The sequence below is a fragment of the Celeribacter indicus genome (assembly GCF_000819565.1).
GTDB lineage: Bacteria > Pseudomonadota > Alphaproteobacteria > Rhodobacterales > Rhodobacteraceae > Celeribacter > Celeribacter indicus.
Map to the genome: position 1 here is coordinate 17,835 of NZ_CP004393.1, position 19,349 is coordinate 37,183.

The 19,349-nt window shown below is 66.0% G+C and carries 19 protein-coding genes; 10 read left to right on the forward strand and 9 right to left on the reverse strand.

Features of this window, described 5'->3' with window-relative positions:
- Positions 1-124: 124 nt before the first annotated feature.
- From P73_RS00075 to P73_RS00090, 4 genes are read left to right on the forward strand one after another with little or no spacing between them, the layout of a single operon-like run.
- A complete protein-coding gene (locus P73_RS00075; protein ID WP_052452959.1) occupies positions 125-1,336 on the forward strand; it encodes a KpsE/RkpR family capsule polysaccharide export protein in 1,212 nt (403 codons plus the stop codon).
- The gene (locus tag P73_RS26240) at positions 1,333-1,533 is read left to right on the forward strand and encodes a hypothetical protein (protein ID WP_043867920.1); all 201 of its coding nucleotides are present in this window, start codon (positions 1,333-1,335) and stop codon (positions 1,531-1,533) included. The genes P73_RS00075 and P73_RS26240 overlap by 4 nt, the downstream gene beginning before the upstream one ends.
- The gene (locus P73_RS00085) at positions 1,534-2,748 is read left to right on the forward strand and encodes an IS256 family transposase (RefSeq protein ID WP_043867921.1); all 1,215 of its coding nucleotides are present in this window, start codon (positions 1,534-1,536) and stop codon (positions 2,746-2,748) included.
- Between the two features lie 41 nt (positions 2,749-2,789).
- On the forward strand, positions 2,790-3,329 hold the full coding sequence (locus P73_RS00090; RefSeq protein ID WP_174446896.1) for an ABC transporter ATP-binding protein: 540 nt from the start codon (positions 2,790-2,792) through the stop codon (positions 3,327-3,329).
- A 12-nt stretch (positions 3,330-3,341) separates the two neighbouring features.
- Here P73_RS00090 and trhO read toward each other — a convergent pair whose 3' ends face one another.
- Positions 3,342-4,250 carry an oxygen-dependent tRNA uridine(34) hydroxylase TrhO gene (trhO, locus tag P73_RS00095; RefSeq protein WP_043871260.1) on the reverse strand — a complete coding sequence of 303 codons (909 nt, stop codon included), beginning with the start codon at positions 4,248-4,250 and terminating at the stop codon, positions 3,342-3,344.
- A 102-nt stretch (positions 4,251-4,352) separates the two neighbouring features.
- Here trhO and P73_RS00100 point away from each other — a divergent pair, with 102 nt between their 5' ends.
- From P73_RS00100 to pncB, 4 genes are all read left to right on the forward strand, one after another.
- Positions 4,353-5,750, forward strand: a complete 1,398-nt coding sequence (locus P73_RS00100; protein WP_043867922.1) for a trypsin-like peptidase domain-containing protein — start codon at positions 4,353-4,355, stop codon at positions 5,748-5,750.
- A 66-nt stretch (positions 5,751-5,816) separates the two neighbouring features.
- Positions 5,817-6,416: a bifunctional nicotinamidase/pyrazinamidase gene (pncA, locus tag P73_RS00105; protein WP_043867923.1), complete on the forward strand. Its 600-nt coding sequence runs from the start codon at positions 5,817-5,819 to the stop codon at positions 6,414-6,416.
- 3 nt (positions 6,417-6,419) lie between these two features.
- The gene (locus tag P73_RS00110; RefSeq protein ID WP_043867924.1) at positions 6,420-7,679 is read left to right on the forward strand and encodes a SulP family inorganic anion transporter; all 1,260 of its coding nucleotides are present in this window, start codon (positions 6,420-6,422) and stop codon (positions 7,677-7,679) included.
- 70 nt (positions 7,680-7,749) lie between these two features.
- On the forward strand, positions 7,750-9,042 hold the full coding sequence (gene pncB / locus P73_RS00115) for a nicotinate phosphoribosyltransferase (RefSeq protein WP_043867925.1): 1,293 nt from the start codon (positions 7,750-7,752) through the stop codon (positions 9,040-9,042).
- A 98-nt stretch (positions 9,043-9,140) separates the two neighbouring features.
- Here the strand turns inward: pncB and arfB are convergent, their stop codons facing one another.
- The 6 genes from arfB to P73_RS00145 all read right to left on the reverse strand — a co-directional run bounded on the left by arfB (position 9,141) and on the right by P73_RS00145 (position 14,313).
- Entirely contained in the window at positions 9,141-9,557 is a 417-nt protein-coding gene (arfB, locus tag P73_RS00120; protein ID WP_043867926.1) for an alternative ribosome rescue aminoacyl-tRNA hydrolase ArfB, read from the reverse strand.
- A gap of 275 nt (positions 9,558-9,832) precedes the next feature.
- A complete protein-coding gene (locus P73_RS00125) occupies positions 9,833-10,474 on the reverse strand; it encodes a queuosine precursor transporter (protein WP_043867927.1) in 642 nt (213 codons plus the stop codon).
- A gap of 95 nt (positions 10,475-10,569) precedes the next feature.
- Positions 10,570-11,448, reverse strand: a complete 879-nt coding sequence (locus P73_RS00130) for an esterase-like activity of phytase family protein (protein WP_043867928.1) — start codon at positions 11,446-11,448, stop codon at positions 10,570-10,572.
- Positions 11,421-12,335, reverse strand: coding sequence for a penicillin-insensitive murein endopeptidase (gene mepA / locus P73_RS00135; protein ID WP_420836145.1), 915 nt, complete (start codon positions 12,333-12,335; stop codon positions 11,421-11,423). Before mepA ends, P73_RS00130 begins: the two co-directional genes overlap by 28 nt.
- Positions 12,325-13,707 (reverse strand): MFS transporter, encoded by a 1,383-nt coding sequence (locus P73_RS00140; protein WP_043867930.1) that lies wholly within the window; start codon positions 13,705-13,707, stop codon positions 12,325-12,327. The genes mepA and P73_RS00140 overlap by 11 nt, the downstream gene beginning before the upstream one ends.
- A 60-nt stretch (positions 13,708-13,767) precedes the next feature.
- Complete coding sequence (locus P73_RS00145; RefSeq protein ID WP_043867931.1) at positions 13,768-14,313, reverse strand: acyl-CoA thioesterase; 546 nt, start codon at positions 14,311-14,313, stop codon at positions 13,768-13,770.
- A 138-nt stretch (positions 14,314-14,451) separates the two neighbouring features.
- Between P73_RS00145 and P73_RS00150 the strand changes: the two genes are divergently transcribed.
- Positions 14,452-14,739 carry a YggT family protein gene (locus P73_RS00150; RefSeq protein ID WP_043867932.1) on the forward strand — a complete coding sequence of 96 codons (288 nt, stop codon included), beginning with the start codon at positions 14,452-14,454 and terminating at the stop codon, positions 14,737-14,739.
- 65 nt (positions 14,740-14,804) lie between these two features.
- Positions 14,805-16,844: a DNA helicase RecQ gene (recQ, locus tag P73_RS00155; RefSeq protein WP_043867933.1), complete on the forward strand. Its 2,040-nt coding sequence runs from the start codon at positions 14,805-14,807 to the stop codon at positions 16,842-16,844.
- On the opposite strand, the gene P73_RS25865 is transcribed toward recQ, so the two are convergent.
- Both P73_RS25865 and P73_RS00160 read right to left on the reverse strand, forming a co-directional pair.
- Entirely contained in the window at positions 16,845-17,021 is a 177-nt protein-coding gene (locus P73_RS25865) for a hypothetical protein (RefSeq protein ID WP_158401901.1), read from the reverse strand.
- Between the two features lie 51 nt (positions 17,022-17,072).
- Positions 17,073-19,247 (reverse strand): ATP-binding protein, encoded by a 2,175-nt coding sequence (locus P73_RS00160; protein ID WP_043867934.1) that lies wholly within the window; start codon positions 19,245-19,247, stop codon positions 17,073-17,075.
- Between the last annotated feature and the right edge of the window lie 102 nt (positions 19,248-19,349).

Genomic DNA, 19,349 nt, shown 5'->3' on the forward strand with positions numbered 1-19,349 from the left:
AATTCCTTTTGAGTCCGGTCGGCGGCGACGATGGTCCGGCGCCGAAAACCGTCCTGTCGCCACCATTGCTTAAGAAAGTTGATGTTGAATGAACGCGGGCAGAGGGATGAAAGGAGATCGCGTCATGAACGACGCCCGACAGAGACGTCCGTCCCGAGCCGCCGCTCAGGCGCGGGCGGAGCGGAGCAGGAACATCTTTCTCGTCGAGGTGCCGCTCACCGCGCCGGAGGCGTTCATGCGCCCGCGCCACAAGGCGATTCTCGTCAGTTTCCTGCTTGCGGTGCTTCTGCCGGCGGCCGCCGCCGCGGCCTATCTCTGGCGGGCGGCTTCCGACCAGTATGTCTCGACCCTCGGTTTTTCCGTGCGGACGGAAACCGCCGCGCCGGCCGCGTCCCTGGTCTCCTCGCTCATCGGCGTGTCGTCGAACGGCGCGCGCGATGCAGATATCCTCTACAAATACCTGCGCAGCCGCGATCTCGTCGCCCGAATCGACGCGGAACTCGACCTGCGCGCGCTTTATACGAAGCCGCCTTCGGATCCGGTCTTCCGCTTGCGCGCGGGGGCGACGATCGAGGATCTGACAAACTATTGGTCCCGCATGACGCAGGTGTCCTACGACGGCAATTCCGGCCTGATCGAAATGGATATCCGCAGTTTCGATCCCGGCGACAGCTACCGGATCGCCCGCGCCGTACTCGCCCTGTCGACGGAGAAGATCAACGACCTGTCCGATATCGCGCGGGAGGACACGGTGCGATTCGCCCGGCACGACATGGAGGCGGCGGCGGGACAGCTGAGGGAGGCGCGCAGGCGCCTGACCGGGTTTCGCGTGGAGAACCGGATGGTCGATCCCGACGCCGATATCCAGGGCCAGATGGGTTTGCTGAACGCGCTTCGGACGACCCTTGCCGAGGAGATGATTGCGAATAACCTGATCCGCACCTCCACCACGCGCGAGAACGATCCGCGGCTGGAACAATCGGAGCGGCGCATCGCGATCATCCGCGACCGGATCGAACAGGAGCGTGCCCATCTCGGCGCGGGGGCCGGGGAGGAAGGGCCGGGCTATTCGCGGATCGTGTCCGACTACGAAAGCCTTGTGGTGGACCGGGAATTCGCCGAACAGCGCTATCTGGCCGCGCGTGCGAACTACGATACCGCGCTTGCGGAGGCCGGGCGCCAGAGCCGTTATCTCGCAGTCTATGACGAGCCGGCCCTGGCCGAGGCCGCGACCCGGCCGCGCCGGCCGATTATCCTTGGCCTGACGCTCCTGCTGCTCAGTGGCCTCTGGGGGCTCGGGCTTCTGATCTTCTACTCGATCAAGGACAGAAGATGACGATCCGATTGCACAATGTCTCGATGTCCTTTCGGACCGGAACCCGGCGCAAGATCGTGGCGGACAGGCTCTCGATGGAGTTCCGGCCCCGGCAATGCGTCGCGATCCTGGGGCGGAACGGCGCCGGGAAATCCAGAGAGTGTCCGACCTTTTGTGTATGGCTGATCCGGTTCATGCTGCACCGAAAGGAAGCATGAATGACTATTTCGAAAGACATCTTGGACGAACTGCTTAAGGGTGTGGAGCGCCCTGAGGATCTGCTCGGCGATGCCGGGCTGATGAAAGAGCTGAAGATCAAGCTCATGGAACGAATGCTGGGCGCGGAGCTGACGGCGCATCTTGGCTACGAGGAAGGCAAAGACGCTCCACCCGGCCAGACCAACCGCCGCAATGGCGCCTCGAGCAAGGTGCTGAAGAGCCAAGACGGCGAACTGCCGCTGGCGGTGCCTCGCGACCGCGACAGCAGCTTCGAGCCCGAGCTGGTGAAGAAGGGCCAGACCCGGATCGACGGGATCGATGACAAGATCATCGGGCTTTATGCGGCCGGGCTGACGGTCCGGGACATCCAGGCTCACCTGCTTGATCTCTACGGCCTGAAGGTCTCGCCCGACCTGATCAGCCGCGTCACCGATGCGGTGCTGGACGAGGTCAGGGAATGGCAGACCCGCGCGCTGGATCGGATGTATCCCATCGTGATCTTCGACGCTCTACGGGTGAAGATCCGTGACGCCGACAGCCGGACAGTGAAGAATAAGGCCGTCTACGTCGCCCTGGGCGTCACCCGTGATGGGAGCCGTGAGGTTCTGGGCCTGTGGACCGCCGAGAACGAGGGCGCCAAATTCTGGCTCTCGGTGATGAACGAGTTGAAGAACCGGGGCGTGCAGGACATCCTGATCGCGGTCGTGGACGGGCTGAAGGGCTTTCCTGAGGCCATCACCGCCGCGTTCCCGGACGCCATGGTCCAGACCTGCATCGTGCATCTGGTGCGCCATTCCCTGAATTTCTGCTCTTGGAAGGACCGCAAGGCCGTGGCTGCGGACCTACGCCGGATTTACAGTGCCCCGACCGCCGATATGGCCGAGGCCGAGCTCGATGCCTTCGAGGAGAAATGGGCCGGGAAATACGCCTCCATCGCCCCGGCCTGGCGCCGGGCATGGCAGGAGGTGATCCCGTTCTTTGGTTTCGATCCCGCGATCCGGAAAATCATCTACACCACGAATGCCATAGAAAGCTTGAACCGCGTGATCCGGAAAACGATCAAGACGCGGGGCTCCTTCCCGACCGACGAGGCCGCAACCAAGTTGATCTATCTGGCAATCCGCAAATTCGAAAAGGATGGCCGAAATGTCCGGGAATGGTTTGCAGCCCGCAACCAGTTCGCCATAATGTTCGGCGAGCGCTTCGACGCTTGAGTATCTGAAACCGCATGGGCCGGGCCAGATACACATAGTTCATGACACTCCCGAAATCCACCCTCCTCCAGATGATCGCCGGAATGATCCCACCGCAATCGGGCCGGATCGAGGTCACGGGAACGGTGTCCTGGCCGGTCGGATTCGCGGGCTCCTTCCACCCCGATCTCACCGGCGCCCAGAACCTGCGCTTCGTGGCGCGGGTCTATGGCGTCGACACGCAGCACCTTGTCGATTTCGCCAGGGAAGTGTCCGGCCTCGGCGCCCATTTCGACGCGCCCTTCCGCAGCTATTCGGCCGGAATGCGCGCGCGCCTCGCCTTCGCCGCCTCGATGGGCATCGACTTCGACCATTACCTCTTCGACGAGGTGACATCGGTGGGCGACGCCGCCTTCCGGGAGAAGAGCGAGGCGGTGATCCGCACGCGGCTGAAGAGGTCGGGCGCGATCCTCGTATCGCATTCCATGGGGCTGGTGCGAAGCCTCTGCGACGCAGCGGTCCTCCTCGAAGACGGCAAGGCGATGTGGTTCAACGACGTTGCGCGCGCGATCCGCCGCCATCAGTCGATGCTGGAGGCCTGACCGCGCCGCATGTCACTCCCGCCCCAGATGCCGCTCTCCCCGCGCCTTCGCCAGCGCGATCTGCCGCTGGCGCTCGCGGAACCGCTCCTTGCGAGCGGCATCGAATTCGTCCACGCAACGGGGACAGGAGACGCCTTCCTCGAAAGCGGGATGTGCCTTGTCCTCCGGCAGGATCGGGCGGCGGCAGGCGTGGCACAGTTCGTGCGGCCCCTCGGCAAGCCCGTGCCCGATCGACACGCGCCCGTCGAAGACGAAGCAGTCGCCCTCCCAGAGGCTCTCCTCCTCGGGCATCTCCTCGAGATATTTCAGGATGCCGCCCTTGAGGTGATAGACCTCCTCCACACCCTGCCCGAGCAGGTAGTTCGTCGATTTCTCGCAGCGGATCCCGCCGGTGCAGAACATCGCGATCTTCTTGTTGTGGAAGCGGTCCCTGTTCCTTTCCCACCACTCCGGAAATTCGCGAAAGCTCCGGGTTTGCGGGTCGATCGCGCCACGGAACGTGCCGATCTCCACCTCGTAATCGTTGCGTGTGTCGATGACCGCCACATCCCCGGAGGAGATCAGCGCATTCCATTCCTCCGGCGTACAATAATGTCCGACCCGCGCCTTCGGGTCGACATCCGGCTGGCCCATGGTGACGATCTCGCGCTTGATCCGCACCTTCATCCGCGCAAAGGGCTGGTCTTGCGCGGTCGACAGCTTCACCTCGAGGCCGGCGCAGCCGGGAAGGGCGCGGATATGGGAAAGCAGTTGCTCGATCGCCGCAGGCGTCGGCCCGGCCACCGTGCCGTTGATCCCCTCCTGCGCCAGAAGCAGCGTGCCCGTGATCCCTTCGCCACGGCACAGATCCAGAAGCCCCTGCCGGAGCCCGGCGGGATCGTCGAAACGGGTGAAGTGATACAGGGCGCATACGGTAAACATAATGTGCTCGATACGCCTCGCCTCCCCGTCAGGCAAGGGCTTGAAAATCATCTTCCGGCGGCTTCTTTAGAGCCATCCCGTGACAAGACATGAGGTCCCGCGATGCCGCGAAACGTCCTGATCGCCGCCTTTCTGGCCATTTCCGTCACCCTCCCGGTCCGAACCGCCCTCGCCCAGACGCCGACGGTTCCCGAAAGCCGCGCCGAGCTCCAGCTCTCCTTCTCCCCCATCGTCCGGGAAACGGCGCCCTCCGTCGTCAATATCTACGCCTCACGCGTGGTCGAGGAGCGCCTGTCCCCCTTTGCCGATGACCCGTTCTTTTCCCAGTTCTTCCGCAGCGGCCCGGCGCGCCAGCGCGTCCAGCGGTCGCTCGGCTCCGGGGTGATCGTGTCGGAGGACGGGCTCGTGGTGTCGAATTACCACGTCGTGGGGGAGGCGTCGGAGATCCGCGTGGTGCTTTCCGACCGGCGCGAATACGAGGGAGAGGTGGTGCTGGCCGACCAGGACGCCGATGTCGCGGTCCTGCGGCTCAGGGACGCGGAGGACCTGCCCGCCCTGCCGCTCGCGGACAGCGATGCGCTCGAGGTCGGGGATCTCGTGCTCGCCATCGGCAATCCGTTCGGCGTCGGACAGACGGTCTCCTCCGGCATCATCTCCGGCCTCGCGCGCTCCGGAAGCGCGATTCCGGGCGGCGCAGGCTCCTATATCCAGACCGACGCGGCGATCAATCCGGGCAATTCCGGCGGCGCGCTCGTCGACATGTCCGGCCGGCTCGTCGGCATCAACACCTCCATCCTGTCCCGCACCGGCGGCTCCATCGGCATCGGCTTTGCGATCCCCTCCAACCTCGTGCGCGAATTCACCCGGCAGGCCGAGGCGGGTCAGACCTCCTTCGTGCGCCCGTGGTCGGGTGTCACCACGCAGGCGGTGGACGATGCCGTCGCGGAGGCGCTGGGCCTGCCCAGACCCGAGGGCGTCGTGCTCGCCGAACTGCATCCGCAATCGCCCTTCGCCAGGGCCGGGCTCGCGGTCGGCGACGTGCTGCTCACGCTCGACGGCCAGCCGATCCTCTCGCCGGCCGATCTCGAATACCGGCTCTCGATCCTGCCCGTAGGCGAAAGCGTGACGCTCGAGGCGGTGCGCGCCGGAGAAACCGTCACGCTGGACCTGTCCCTGATCCCCGCGCCGGGATCCGAGCAACCCGCGCCGGTGACGATCTCCTCCCCCGGACTCCTCGACGGGCTCGTGGTCGCCGATCTGACCCCCGCGCTGGTGGAGCGATACGGCCTGCCGCTCTTGTCGGAGGGTGTGATCGTGCTCGAGGCCGGGGGCTATGCGGCGCGCCTCGGGCTGCGGCCCGGCGACCGCATTCTCGCCCTGAACGGGGCGGAGATTGCGGATTCGGATGCCCTTGCGGCGGCCGCCCAGTCCGTGCGCGGTGGGCTGCTCCTCACGCTGGACCGCGGCGGCCGCGTCCTGCGTCTCCGGTTTCAGGGGTAGCGGCGCGCAGTCCTGCCTTGCCGCAGGCGCCTTCGGGCGTTACGCCTAAGCCAAAGGAGATCCGCCATGCGCCCGTCCAACGAAGCCCTCATCGTCATCGACATCCAGAACGACTTCTGCCCCGGCGGCGCGTTGGCGGTTGCCGGGGGCGATGAGATCGTGCCGGGCGTCAACACGCTCATGGAGGATTTTCCCGCCGTCATCCTCACGCAGGACTGGCATCCCGCCGGCCATTCCTCCTTTGCCTCCACCCATGGCGCCGCCCCCTTCTCCACGACCGAAATGCCCTACGGCACGCAGGTGCTCTGGCCCGATCACTGCATCCAGGGCACAGATGGGGCGGCCTTCCACCCCGCCCTGCGCACGGATGGCGATCTCATCATCCGCAAGGGGTTCAACCCCGCCATCGACAGCTATTCCGCGTTTTTCGAGAATGATCACGTCACGCCCACCGGACTCGAGGGCTACCTGCGCACGCGCGGCATCGAGAGCCTGACCATGGTCGGCCTCGCGACCGATTTCTGCGTGAACTTTTCCGCCGTGGACGCCGCCCGGCTGGGCTTCGCGGTCGCGGTGCGGACCGATCTGTGCCGCGCCATCGACATGGACGGCTCTCTCGCCGCGGCGCTCGAAGGGATGAGGACCGCCGGGGTCGAGGTGCGTTAGACCATGACGCCGAAACTCTTCACGACGCTGAAAACCTACACCCGCGCCGAATTCGGCGCCGACCTCTTCGCGGGTGTGACCGTGGCGCTTGTCGCCCTTCCGCTCTCCATCGCCATTGCCATCGCCTCCGGGGCCGCCCCCGCGGCGGGCTTCGTCACCGCCATCGTCGCCGGGTTCCTGATCTCCGCCCTCGGCGGCAGCCGGGTCCAGATCGGCGGCCCGACCGGCGCCTTCATCGTCGTCGTCGCCGGCGTCATCGCCACCCATGGCTATGACGGCCTCGTTGCCGCCACCTTTCTCGCCGGGATCGTGCTCGTCATTGCCGGCCTGTTTCGCGCGGGTCAACTCGTCCGCCACGTTCCCGAGGCGGTGATCAACGGTTTCACAATCGGCATCGCGGTCATCATCGCCACGAGCCAGATCCCCGATTTCCTCGGCCTCGCCGGTTCCTTCCCCGCCGATTTTCTCGAAAAGATCCCGGCCCTCGTCGCGGCCCTGCCCGCGCTCAATCCCGCCTCCCTCGCCACGGGTCTTGTCACCATGGCGCTCATCGTCCTGCTGCGCCGGGCCTTTCCCCGCCTGCCGGGCCTGATCGTCGCCGTCGCACTGACCTCCGCCGCGGTCGCGCTTCTCGACCTGCCGGTGGAGACGATCCGGTCCCGCTTCGGCGAACTGCCGCAGAGCCTCCCCGCGCCGCGCCTGCCGGAGCTGAGCCTCGCGAGCCTGCGCGAACTGCTTCCCTCCGCGCTGGTCATCGCCTTCCTCGCCGGTGTGGAATCCCTCCTGTCCGCCATGGTCGCGGACCGGATGATCGGCGGGCGTCACCGCTCCAATGCCGAACTCATGGCGCAGGGCTGGGCCAATATCGGCTCATCGCTCTTCGGCGGCCTGCCGGCCACCGGTGCCATCGCGCGCACGGCGACCAACGTGCGCGCGGGGGGCAAGACCCCGGTCGCGGGTATCATCCATTCGCTCACGCTTCTGGCGATCATGATGCTCGCCGCACCGCTCGCGGGCTATCTCGCCCTTCCTGCGCTTTCGGGCCTGTTGCTGCTCACCGCCTGGAACATGTCCGAGCCGAACCGTTGGGGCGCCTACCTGCGGTCCCGCCCCTCGGACCGTGCGCTTCTCCTCATCACGCTCGTGCTGACCGTCGTCACCGATCTGACCGTCGCGATCGGCACCGGCATCGCGCTCGGCCTCGCCCTGCGGCTGGCACGCCGCGGCGTCGACGATCCGGACTGGACCCCGCGCGACAAGTAGGCCCCCCGCGCTTGCCAAACCCTGCCGCCCCCTGCTTTAACCGAACCATCGTTTCCGGAGGGGGTCTGCCATGGTCGATATCGCCACCCGCGTCTACAATCACAAATGGAAGATCGACCCGATCGTCCGGTCGCTCATCGACACGGATTTCTACAAGCTGCTCATGTGCCAGTCGGTGTTCCGCAATCGCCCGGACACGCATGTCACCTTTTCTCTCATCAACCGCTCGAAGGACATCCGCCTAGCCGAGATGATCGACGAGGGCGAACTGCGCGAGCAACTCGACCACGTTCGTTCCCTCTCCCTCACACGCGGCGAATCCACCTGGATGCGCGGCAACACCTTCTACGGCAAGCGCCAGATGTTCCGGTCCGACTTCATGGAATGGTTCGAGAAGCTCCGCCTCCCCGCCTACCAGCTGGAGAAGCGCGACGGGCAATACGAGCTGACATTCGAGGGCAAATGGCCCGAGGTCATGCTCTGGGAAATTCCCGCCCTCGCCATCCTCATGGAGCTGCGGTCCCGCGCGGTCCTGAACGGGATGAAGAAATTCGAGCTTCAGGTGCTCTACGCCCGCGCCATGACGAAGCTCTGGGAAAAGATCGAGCGGCTCCAGGCGCTTGATGGTCTCAGGATCGCCGATTTCGGCACTCGCCGTCGCCATTCCTATCTCTGGCAGGACTGGTGCGTCCAGGCGATGATCGAGGGGCTGGGGGAGAAATTCACCGGCACCTCCAACTGCCTCATCGCGATGAAGCGCGATCTGGAGGCGGTCGGCACCAACGCCCATGAACTTCCCATGGTCTATTCCGCGCTGGCCGAAAGCGACGAAGAACTTGCGCAGGCGCCCTATCAGGTGCTCCGCGACTGGCACGAGGAGCATTCCGGCAACCTGCGCATCATCCTGCCGGATACCTATGGCACCAGGGGCTTTCTGGAGAACGCGCCAGACTGGCTCGCCGGCTGGACCGGCATCCGCGTCGATTCAGGCGACCCCGCCATCGGCGCCGAAACTGCGATCGAATGGTGGAAAAGCCGCGGCGAAGATCCCACGCAGAAGCTCATCATCTTCTCCGACGGGCTCGACACCGACAAGATCATCGAACTGCACCGGCAATTCCAGGGTCGGGTAAAGACCAGCTTCGGCTGGGGCACCCTCCTGACCAACGACTTCCGCGGCCTCGCCCCCGGCGACGCGCTGGCGCCCTTCTCGCTCGTGTGCAAGGCGATGAGCGCAGAGGGCCGGCCGACGGTAAAGCTCTCCGACAACCCGAACAAGGCAATGGGCCCGGATACGGAGATCGAACGCTACAAACGCGTCTTCGGGGTCGGGGAGCAGGAGGCGTTGGAGGTTGTGGTTTAGGTTCGGGCGTGGAACGCCGCCATCATCAAGAAGGGAATGATCTGCCGGCCCCATGTTCGCGGATTTTCTGAGAAGAGATATTCTGAAATGAAAAGGGCCTAATCCACCCGCCCCCGCAACTTCTTCACCTCGCCGCGCTCCTTTTTCGCCTTGATCCGCCGCTCCACGCTGCCCTTTGTCGGTTTCGTCTTCACCCGCCGTTTCGGCACGACGAGCGCCTTCTGCACCAGCTCCACCAGCCGTTCGCGCGCGATCTCCCTGTTCCGCGCCTGCGACCGGGTGTCCTCGACCTGGATCACCACCGCGCCGTCCTTGGTCCAGCGCCGACCGGCAAGACGCTTCAAGCGGGTCTTCACCGGCTCGGGCAGATGGGGCGAGCGCGCCGCCTCGAAACGCAGTTCGACCGCCGTCGAGACCTTGTTCACGTTCTGCCCGCCGGGACCGGAGCTCCGGACGAACTGTTCGGTGATCTCCCAGTCGGCGATGTCGATCTTGTCTGTGACGATGAGGGGCATGGGACGTCCGGTGATTTCTGTTCGGCCCAGGGTAGGGCAGGGGGCGGACACGGAAAAGGGCTGTCCAGATCAGACAGCCCTCCGAGATCTCAGGAGATGGGCCAATTAGGAAAGCCCAATCGGGAATGTTTTACCCAGAAGTCTGCCTCTAGGTAGCGGCCCCCCCGACTGTCTTGACCTCGCTCTCCAACATCACTCTAGACACTGGACCACCTCCTTTCGATAAGTTGCCGATAAGAGGATGGTGGCACAGATTTGGTGTATGGCAAGTAAATTTATACCATCCGTGCGGTGAGGCGATGAACAATGAGGCGGAATGGCGCGAGAGCGATCAAAGCGAGGGCGAACTTGAGCCCCCAATCGGCCACCGCGAGCGTCACCCAGAGCGGCAGGGGGGCGCCGAAGGTGAGGAACGGCACCTGATCCCAGGCCCAGGACACTTCCATGTCCGCGCCCGCACCGAAGATCGCGATGCTCTGGGAAAAGGCGACGGTGAAGAAGATCGCCGTATCGAGGACCGAGCCCACGAGGGAGGAGACGAAGGGCGCCGTCCACCATTGCCCGCCGCGGAGGCGGTTGAACACGAAGACATCGACGAGCTGCGCGACGAGGAAGGCCGTGCCGGAGGCCACCGCCACACGCAGCGCGACCGCCTGATAGGTGAAGCCATCGCCCTGGAGCGTGACCTGCGTGCCGATGAGGGAACAGGCGACGCCGGTGACGAAGCCGGCGAGGATGACCTTCCGCGCCGCGGCCGGTCCGTAGACGCGGTTCATCACGTCGGTGACGAGGAAGGCGAAGGGATAGGTGAAGGCGCCCCAGGTCAGGAGCCCGTCGAGCAGCAGGAACTGCACGAGGATGTTGGAGGCCACGACGATGGCGGCCATGGCGACAATGCCCGGAAGGATGCGTGTCATGATATATGATCCGTTTTTTATCGAAGGTGACGGCAACTCGGCCCCGCGACGGGGCGATGGGCGCGTGTAACCCTCCGGCAGAGGCGGATCAAGCCCTATTCGGCAACGAGGTAATCGACGAATTCGGTCTTCTGGAAGAACCGGAAGTTGTCGTCGGACACCATCGTGAGGTGAATGCCCGCCTCGTCCTGCCAGACCGCGATGCTCTCGAGGTTGTCGTGATGTCCGGTGAGCGTGCGCAGGAGCTCCGTCTCGCCGGTGAGGCCCTCCTCCGTGATCTCGAACCGCCGCACGCGGGAGGCGAAGCCGATCCCCGTGAACCAGCGTTCGAGCAGATACATCCTGCCGTCAGGGCCGATATCCATCCCCACGGGAAGGAAATCCGTATCCGTGTCGCGCGGCACGGAAAACGGCTTCTCCCATTGCGTCCCGTTGAACCGGTAGACGGGATAGGGACGTCCGACCGCGCCCGACCGCTCGGGCAGGGTGTAGAGCCGCCCCTCCGCATCCGCCGCCAGCGCCTCGAGCGAGGAATTCATCTGCATTCCGGCGAAATCGGGGTGAGAGGGCAGATCGACCAGCCGTCCCGTCTCGAGATCGAGCCGTGCCACGCGGTGCTGGCCCTCGAAGGAGACATAGAGCGTCCCGTCGGGCGTTTGGGTCAGCCCCTCGCTGTCGTCGCGGTATTTCGGCAGCGCGCCGCCGTCTTCGGCCCGCAGCGGCACGCCCCGTGCGAGTTTCGCCGCCGTGACGACGCCTTTTGCATCGCGCTGGAGGTCGCCCTCGAAGACGATCGCCCGGTCCGAAAGCGCGATGAAATGCCGGCCGTCCTCCGACAGTTCGAGTCCCGACAGCCCGCCCACCCGCTTGTCCTGAGAGACCCAGGTGTAGGCACCGAGAAAGCGCGCCTCCACCGCCGCGGCGGCGACAGGCAGGAGGGTCGCGATCAGCGCGACGACAAGACGGAGGTGCATTGCTGAGGCAGGCTCGCGAGGGTGATCGGCGGCTTCGGTTTCACGGGCTTGGCGTTCGGATCCGGCGGCGGCGGGTTCAGGATGTTGTTCACCCATTGCTGCGCATCTGCACAGCCGTCGCCGGGCGGCGGCGGATCCTGGGCGACGCAGGACCTGTCGCCCCACGGACAGTTGAGGCGGACGTGGAAATGGTAGTGATGGCCCCACCATGGCCGCACCTTGCGAAGCCAGCTCTTGTCGCCGGTCTCGTCGTTGCACATCTGCGCTTTCGCGCCGGGAAAGATGAAGATCCGCGCGACCCGCGGGTCGGAAGCGGCGGCCTTGATGATCTCGTGGTGCTGGCGCGTCCAATTGCCGTTCACATAGGCCCCGGCGGCGCGCCGTGTCGAAATCGACGACAGGCTTTCCCGTTCGCCGCGGCTGAGATCGAGCCGGCTCGCCGGCAGCATCCAGATATCGGCATCGAGGCCGACCTGATGGCTCGCGTGGCCGGTCAGCATCGGTCCGCCGCGCGGCTGGCTCATGTCGCCGATATAGAGCCCGTTCCAGCTCGGCTGGCGCGCGGCGGAGCGCGACAGGTCCTGAAGGAAGGCAACGAGCGTCGGATGACCCCAGTTGCGGTTGCGCGACAGGCGCATCGCCTGCCAGGTCGGGCCAGTCTCGGGCAATTGGACGGCGCCGGACAGGCAGCCCTGGGAATAGCCGCCGAAGGAGGCAGGCACCTGTTGCGAGGGCAGGGCGACCTTCCCGAACAATTCCTTGGCGGGCCGGAAATCGCTGGCCGCGACCTCGGCGCGGGAGGTCGTCGCGACCGCAGTCTCTTCCTTGCCCCCGACGCAGCCCGCCAGAAGCGCGCATGCCGCCAGGGTCATCCATCTACGCATGATCGGTCACCTTTTCACCCTCGGGATGAACCCACGCTAGCAGCACCAGACCGACAATGAAAAGGGCGATGAGCGGAGTGATGCCGGCGCGTTGCGAATTCGTGATGTCCGAGATCACCGCGATGAGCGCGGGCGCGAGGAAGGACGTCGCCTTCCCGGACAGGGCATAGAGGCCGAAGGCCTCGGTCATGCGCGCGGGATCGGCCTGCCGCACCATCGTCGTGCGTGAGGCAGATTGCAGCACGCCCGCCACCGCCCCGAGCGAGACGCCGCAGATGTAGAAGGCGATATCGGGCAGGGCGCTGTCGCGTCCGACGGTGACGAACAGCGCGCTCTCGCGCGTGATCGTCAGGATCACGAGGCAGGTCGCGATCAGGACGAGGATGGAGGCACGGATCACCGGCTTCGGCCCGTGGCGCCGGTCCGCAAGCCCGCCGAAATAGGTGAAGATCGCCCCGGACAACGCACCGAGAATGCCGAAGACCCCGACCTGCACGACGCTCCATTCCAGCGCGCCGAGCGCGTAGATGCCGCCGAAGGTGAAGACGCCGTTCAGCGCGTCGCGATAGAACATCGAGGAGGCGAGATAGGCGAAAAGCGATTTGCGGCGCGGCAGGCTTGCGATCGTCTGCCGGAGATCGCGCAGGCCCTTGCGCACCGCGCCGGCCATGCCGAGCCCCGGCAGCTTCGGCTCCCGCACCCAGAGAAAGAACGGGATCATGGAGAGCACGAACCACAGCGCGACGAAGGGTCCGACGAACCGCGTACCCTCCCGCGCCGCCGGATCGAAGCCGAAAAGCGGCGGGCTGCCGAGAAGCGTCACACCGTCCGCGTTTTCGGCAAAGAACAGCAGCATGATGACCAGCGCGAGGATCCCGCCGACATAGCCCCAGGCCCAGCCGTCGCCGGAGATCTTCCCGATCTCCTCGCGGCTGCCGAGCGCGGGCAACAGAGCATTGGTGAAGATCGTGGTGAATTCCACTCCGATCAGGCCCAGCCCGAAGAACACCAGCACTGCCGTGGTGGGGAAATCTTCGGGACGGGCGATCCAGAGCCCCGCCGATCCGATGACATAAAGGAGAGAAAAGACCCGGATCCACGGCATCCGGCGCTTGCTCTCGTCCGCGACTGCCCCGAGCAGCGGTGCGCTGAAGGCGATGAGGAGCCCGGTGATGGTGAGTCCATAGCCCCAGATCGACTGGGCCTCCGCCTTTGCATGGGCCGCATCCATGCCGCCCGCCACCAGCGAGGCGATCACCTGCTCGGCGAAATAGGGCCCGAAGATGAAGGTGAGGATCAGCGTGTGAAAGGGCTGTGTCGCCCAGTCATACATCATCCAGCCCCAGATGCGTTTGCGGTGAACCGGCGCGTCCATACCCTGCCCCTTGCCTGTTATCGGGAGGATAGAACAGGGAAAACCCTGCGCGCGCAACGTCTATGCGCCGGCGTCCTGCGTCGGGGGCCATGGCCGCATCTGCTCCGCCTCGCACCAGGCCCGCACCCAGTCGGGCAGTGCGGGCGGCTCGATATCCGGCGACAGTTGCGACATGAACTCGTGGGGCGGGACCATCCGGCGGTTCTTCAACAAGGCGCCACGGACGAGGATATGGTTGCAGCATTCCCCCTTCCGGTCCCACATCGACTGCTCGATGTAGAAGAACTTCCCGTCGAACCCGACGAAGCGCGTCCACATCTCGAGCTTCTGAAAGGCCGTCACGCGCCGCCGGTAGCGGACAGAGACGCCCGCAACCGCCATGCCGTATCCGCCATCCTTCACCGCGTCCGCAACCCCGGTGCGGATCGACGCCGGCAGACGCCCCAGATCGAACAGCGTCAGCGTCCGCCCGTTGTTGAGTTCGAGCCATATGTCGATGTCCCACGGCATGCAGATGTGCTGCGACACATGGGTGTCGAACAGGTCAAGCTTCGGCGCCTTGCGGGCCTTCCAGACGTGATAGGACATGCGGACGAACGGATACATGCCCGAAGCTCTCGCAATCGCGGCAGCGCGGGTCAAGCCGGAACGTTGCGGCACGCGCTGCGGCGACCTGCATCTTGCGCGCAGGGGCTGGAAACCTTAGGTGAGAGAGCGACCCACATTTTCGGAAAATGGAACCGCATGCTGTCCCTGTTGCAAATCATCCTGATGATCCTCGGCGTCGTCAAATTCGTCATGATCGTGCAGATCGTCATGAGCTGGCTCATCAACTTCCAGGTGCTCAACATGCGCCAGCCGCTCGTCTACCAGATCTGGGAGGGTCTCACCCGCCTTCTCGAACCGATCTATCGGCCGATCCGCCGGATCCTGCCGCCGATGAACGGCCTCGATCTCGCGCCGCTGATCGCCTTCATCGCGATCTATGCGATCGAGATCGTGATCCGCAACAACGCCGGCCTCTTCATCTGATCATTCGCCCTTGAGCCTCGCGCCCGCCCGTGCGAATCTGCCGCCAATCACAAGAGCAGGCAGATATGGACACGGCGCAGGCGCTTCTTTCCTCCGTTTTCGGCTTCGACGCCTTTCGACCCGGACAGGCGGAAATCGTCGGGGCCGTCGTGGACGGGCGCGATACGCTTGCCATCATGCCGACCGGCGGGGGCAAGTCGCTCTGCTATCAACTGCCCGCCCTCGTGCGCGACGGGCTGACGGTCGTGATCTCCCCGCTCATCGCGCTCATGCGCGATCAGGTCCAGGGGCTTCAGGCCGCGGGCGTCGCCGCCGGCGCGCTCACCTCCGGCAATACCGACGAAGAGACCGATGCCGTCTTCGCCGCCCTGTCGCGGGGGGAGCTGAAACTCCTCTACATGGCGCCCGAACGGCTCGCCTCCGGCGGCACCCTGCCGCTCCTGCGCCGCTCCGGCGTGACGCTCATTGCCGTGGACGAGGCGCATTGCGTCTCCCAATGGGGCCATGATTTCCGCCCCGACTACCTCCGGATCGGCGAGCTGAAGCGTGCGCTGGGCGTGCCGCTCGCCGCCTTCACCGCGACGGCGGACGAGGAGACCCGCGCGGAGATCGTCACGCGCCTGTTCGACGGACGGCAACCGGATACCTTCCTGCGCGGCTTCGACAGGCCCAACATCCACCTCGCCTTCGCGGTGAAGGACAGCCCGCGCCGCCAGATCCTCGACTTCACGCGCGCCCGCAAGGGCCAGTCGGGCATCGTCTATTGCGGCACGCGGGCCAAGACCGAAAGCCTCGCCCGCGCGCTCACCGAGGCGGGGCACCTCGCCCTCGCATATCACGGGGGCATGGAGCCGGACCTGCGCCGCGATGTCGAGCGCCGGTTCCAGCAGGAGGACGAGCTGATCGTCGTGGCCACCGTCGCCTTCGGGATGGGCATCGACAAGCCCGACATCCGCTGGGTCGCCCATGCCGACCTGCCGAAAAGCGTGGAAGGCTATTATCAGGAGATCGGCCGCGCCGGCCGGGACGGGGCCCCCGCCGAGACGCTGACCCTGTTCGGCCCCGACGACATCCGCTTCCGCCGCAGCCAGATCGACGAAAGTCCCGCGCCGCCCGAACGCCGTGCCGCCGACCACGCCCGGCTCAACGCCCTCCTCGGGCTCGCGGAGGCGCAGCACTGCCGGCGCCAGACCCTCCTGGCCTATTTCGGCGAGGCGGCCGAGCCCTGCGGCAACTGCGATCTCTGCGACACACCGCCTGCGCTCTTCGACGGTACGACCGCGGTACGCAAGGCGCTGTCGGCGGTGCTGCGCTGCGACGAGGGTTTCGGCGCGGGGCATCTCATCGACGTGCTGACGGGCAAGGCGACGGACAAGGTGCGCCAGTGGACCCACGACCGGCTTTCCGTCTTCGGCGTCGGACGCGAATATGACAAGCGGCAATGGAACGCGATCTTCCGGCAGATGATGGGCGCCGATCTCGTGCGGCCCAACCCGGAACGGCACGGGGCGCTCTATATGACCGAGGCCGCAATCCCGATCCTGAAGGGCGAGGGGACCGTCACGCTGCGCAAGGACACGCTCGCGGTGGCACGCAAGGGCCCGGTCGCGAAGGCGCTCGTGTCCGAGGAGGACGCGCCGCTTCTCTCCGCCCTCAAGGCAAAGCGGCGCGCCTTCGCCGAGGAGGCGCGCGTGCCGGCCTATGTCGTCTTCGCCGACCGCACGCTGATCGAAATGGCCGAAAAGCGACCCGCGACACTGGACGAGATGGCGCGGATCGGCGGCGTCGGCGCGAAGAAGCTCGAACGCTACGGCGAGGCCTTCCTGTCGGTGATCCTCGGCGCGCCCGCGCCGGAGATGCACCCCGCGCGGCGCAAGCTCTCGGCTTCCGGCGGCGGCGATCTCTTCGACCGGTTGCAAGATGTCCACAGCCGCCTCACGCGCGGCGAATGCGGCACGCTCAAGCCGATGAGCCTCACCGCCTCCCAGATCACGAAGATCGTGCGGCAACGCCCCCGCGACCTCGACGGCTTCGCGCGGCTCGTCGGGGAGCGTCAGGCCGAACGCTTCGGTCCCGCCATGATCGAGGTGCTCGGGTCTGTCTGATCACGCCTGCGCCCGCGCGGCCTCCGGCGGGGCAGGCTCGACCCGCCCGCCGGGCAGCACCGACCGATGAAATCGCGGCACGTTCAAGCCGATGAGCCTCCCCGCCTCCCGGATCACGAAGGTCGTGCGGCAGGCCCCCGCGCCCTCGACGGCTTCGTGCGGCTCGCCGGGGCACATCAGGCTGACCGTTTCGGTCCCGCCATGATCGGGGTGTGCGAGCTCGTCCGATCACGCCAGCGCGGCCTCCGGCAGGCCGGGCTCGGCCCGCTCGCCGGGCAGGACCGGCCGGCAGTCGTTCGGGACTTCGGTCAGGATCCGGTCGATGATCGCCGCCTTCCTGAGCGGCTTTGTCATGTAGTGGTCGAGCCCTGCGGCAAGGATCTCCTGCTCGTCGCCCGCCATCGCGTGTGCGGTGAGTGCCACGATCGGTACATGGCCGCCGTCCCCGCGTTCCAGCATGCGGATCTGGCGCGTCGCCTCCTTCCCGTCGACCTCGGGCATGGATATGTCCATGAAGATCAGGTCGGGGCGGAAGCCGACGAACTGCTCCACCGCCGCACGCCCGTTCGTCGCGAATCGCAGGTCGATCTCCAGATCCTTCAGCATCTTGCCGAAGACGAGCCGGTTCGTCTTGTTGTCCTCCGCGGCGAGAATGCGCATCCGCCGTCCCGGCGCCTCCCCCTCCGCCGCCGGTCCCGCCGGGACGAGGGTGGAGAGCGCCCGCCAGAGATCAGCGCGCAGCAGCGGCTTTTGCAGCGTCGCCTCCGCTATCCCGAACTGCTCCGCCCGCACCGGCCCCGAGGTCATCACGAGCACCGGCGCCGTCACGCCTTGCCCGCGCAGCCGGCCGATCAGCGCCGCGATGTCCGTCCCCGGCAGCTTGTCGTCCACGAGATAGACCTGCGCGTCGAGCGGCGAGGCCAGAAGCTCCGCCGCGGTCGCGAAGGCCGACACCTCGAAGCCGAGCGCGGTGAGCTGCTTTTGCAGGATCAGGGAGGTCGCGCGGATGTGGTCCACAAGCGCCGCCTTGTGCATCCAGGAGGGAAGCTGGCCGGCGGCAGCCTCCGCCACCACCTCCATGCCGATCCGGAAGCCGAAACACGATCCCGCCCCTTCCTCGCTGTCGACCCAGATCTCCCCGCCCATGAGCTGCACGAGCTGGCGCGTGATCGCGAGGCCGAGACCCGTGCCCTCGAACTTGCGGCTGCGGGTGTCCTCCACCTGGTTGAACTCCCCGAACACATGCTCGATCATCTCCGGCGCGATGCCGATGCCCGTATCCTCGACCGAGACATGGACCCGCTGGCGCGTGCCGCCCGCCTCCGGCAGGCCGACGACACGGACGATCACATGGCCCTCATGCGTGAACTTCACCGCATTGCCCACGAGATTCGTCAGCACCTGCCGCACCCGCCCCGGATCGGCCACGAACGTCGTCGGCATGAACATGTCGTAATCCATGATGAGATCCACGCCCTTCTGCGCCGCGCTCGGCTGCAACAGGACCATCACGTCCTGGATGCAGCGTTCGAGGTCGAAGGGAACCGGATGCAGCGAAAGTTTCGACGCCTCGATCTTCGAGTAGTCGAGCACGTCGTTGATCAGCCCGAGAAGCGCCTCGCCGGAGGAGCGGATCGTTTCGACACAGAGCGTCTGCTCCTCGGTGAGATCCGTCTCCGCCAGAAGCTCCGCCATTCCCACCATGCCGTTCATCGGCGTGCGGATCTCGTGACTCATGTTGGCGAGAAAGGCGGATTTCGCCCGGTTCGCCGCCTCCGCCTTGCTCCGCGCCCGCTTCAGCCGCTCCTCGTAGCGGATCGTGGAGGTGATGTTGAGCCCGAGTGACACCATGTCCCCGTCCGAGGAGCGGCGGTCCACGAGCTTCACGAACTGGTTGTTCCACAGCCGGATCACCTGCGGCTCCCGCGCCGGCGCGCGCCAGCGTTCCAGCGCCCGCTCGAGGAAACTCCTCCGGCTCTGATCGCCGATGTCGACGATGCCCTCCTCGATGGCAAGCCGCACGATGTCGGAATAGGCGATCCCCGGCCGCACCGCCTCCAGCCCGTCGAAGATCCGAAGATAGGCCGGATTCGCCGCGATCAGCGTGTCGGAGGGGTCGAACACCGCGAATCCGTCCGCGATCGTCTCGATCGAATCCCACAGCCGCCGCTCCGCGATCACGACCGCCGTGTTCGCCCGCTCGAGATCCTCCTTCGTGCGCAGGTTCTCGTCGCGCAGGACTTCGGTCTGCTCGCGCGTCACGATGATCTCGTCGGACAGGTGCCGGGCATGTTGCGACAGCTTGCGGTTCGCCGCGTAGAGTTCCGCCTGTTTCAGTTCCAGCAGTCGTTCGGCGGCCAGCCGCGCGCGGCGTTCCTGTGCAAGCGTTTCCGAAATCGTCATCCTGACCCTCGTCGAACCCTGCCCGCGCCGGTCCGGCCGGGCCTTTGCGACAGGGTGGCACGGTCAGGATGAAAAGACCGTTAATCGGCGGCGGAAACCTGC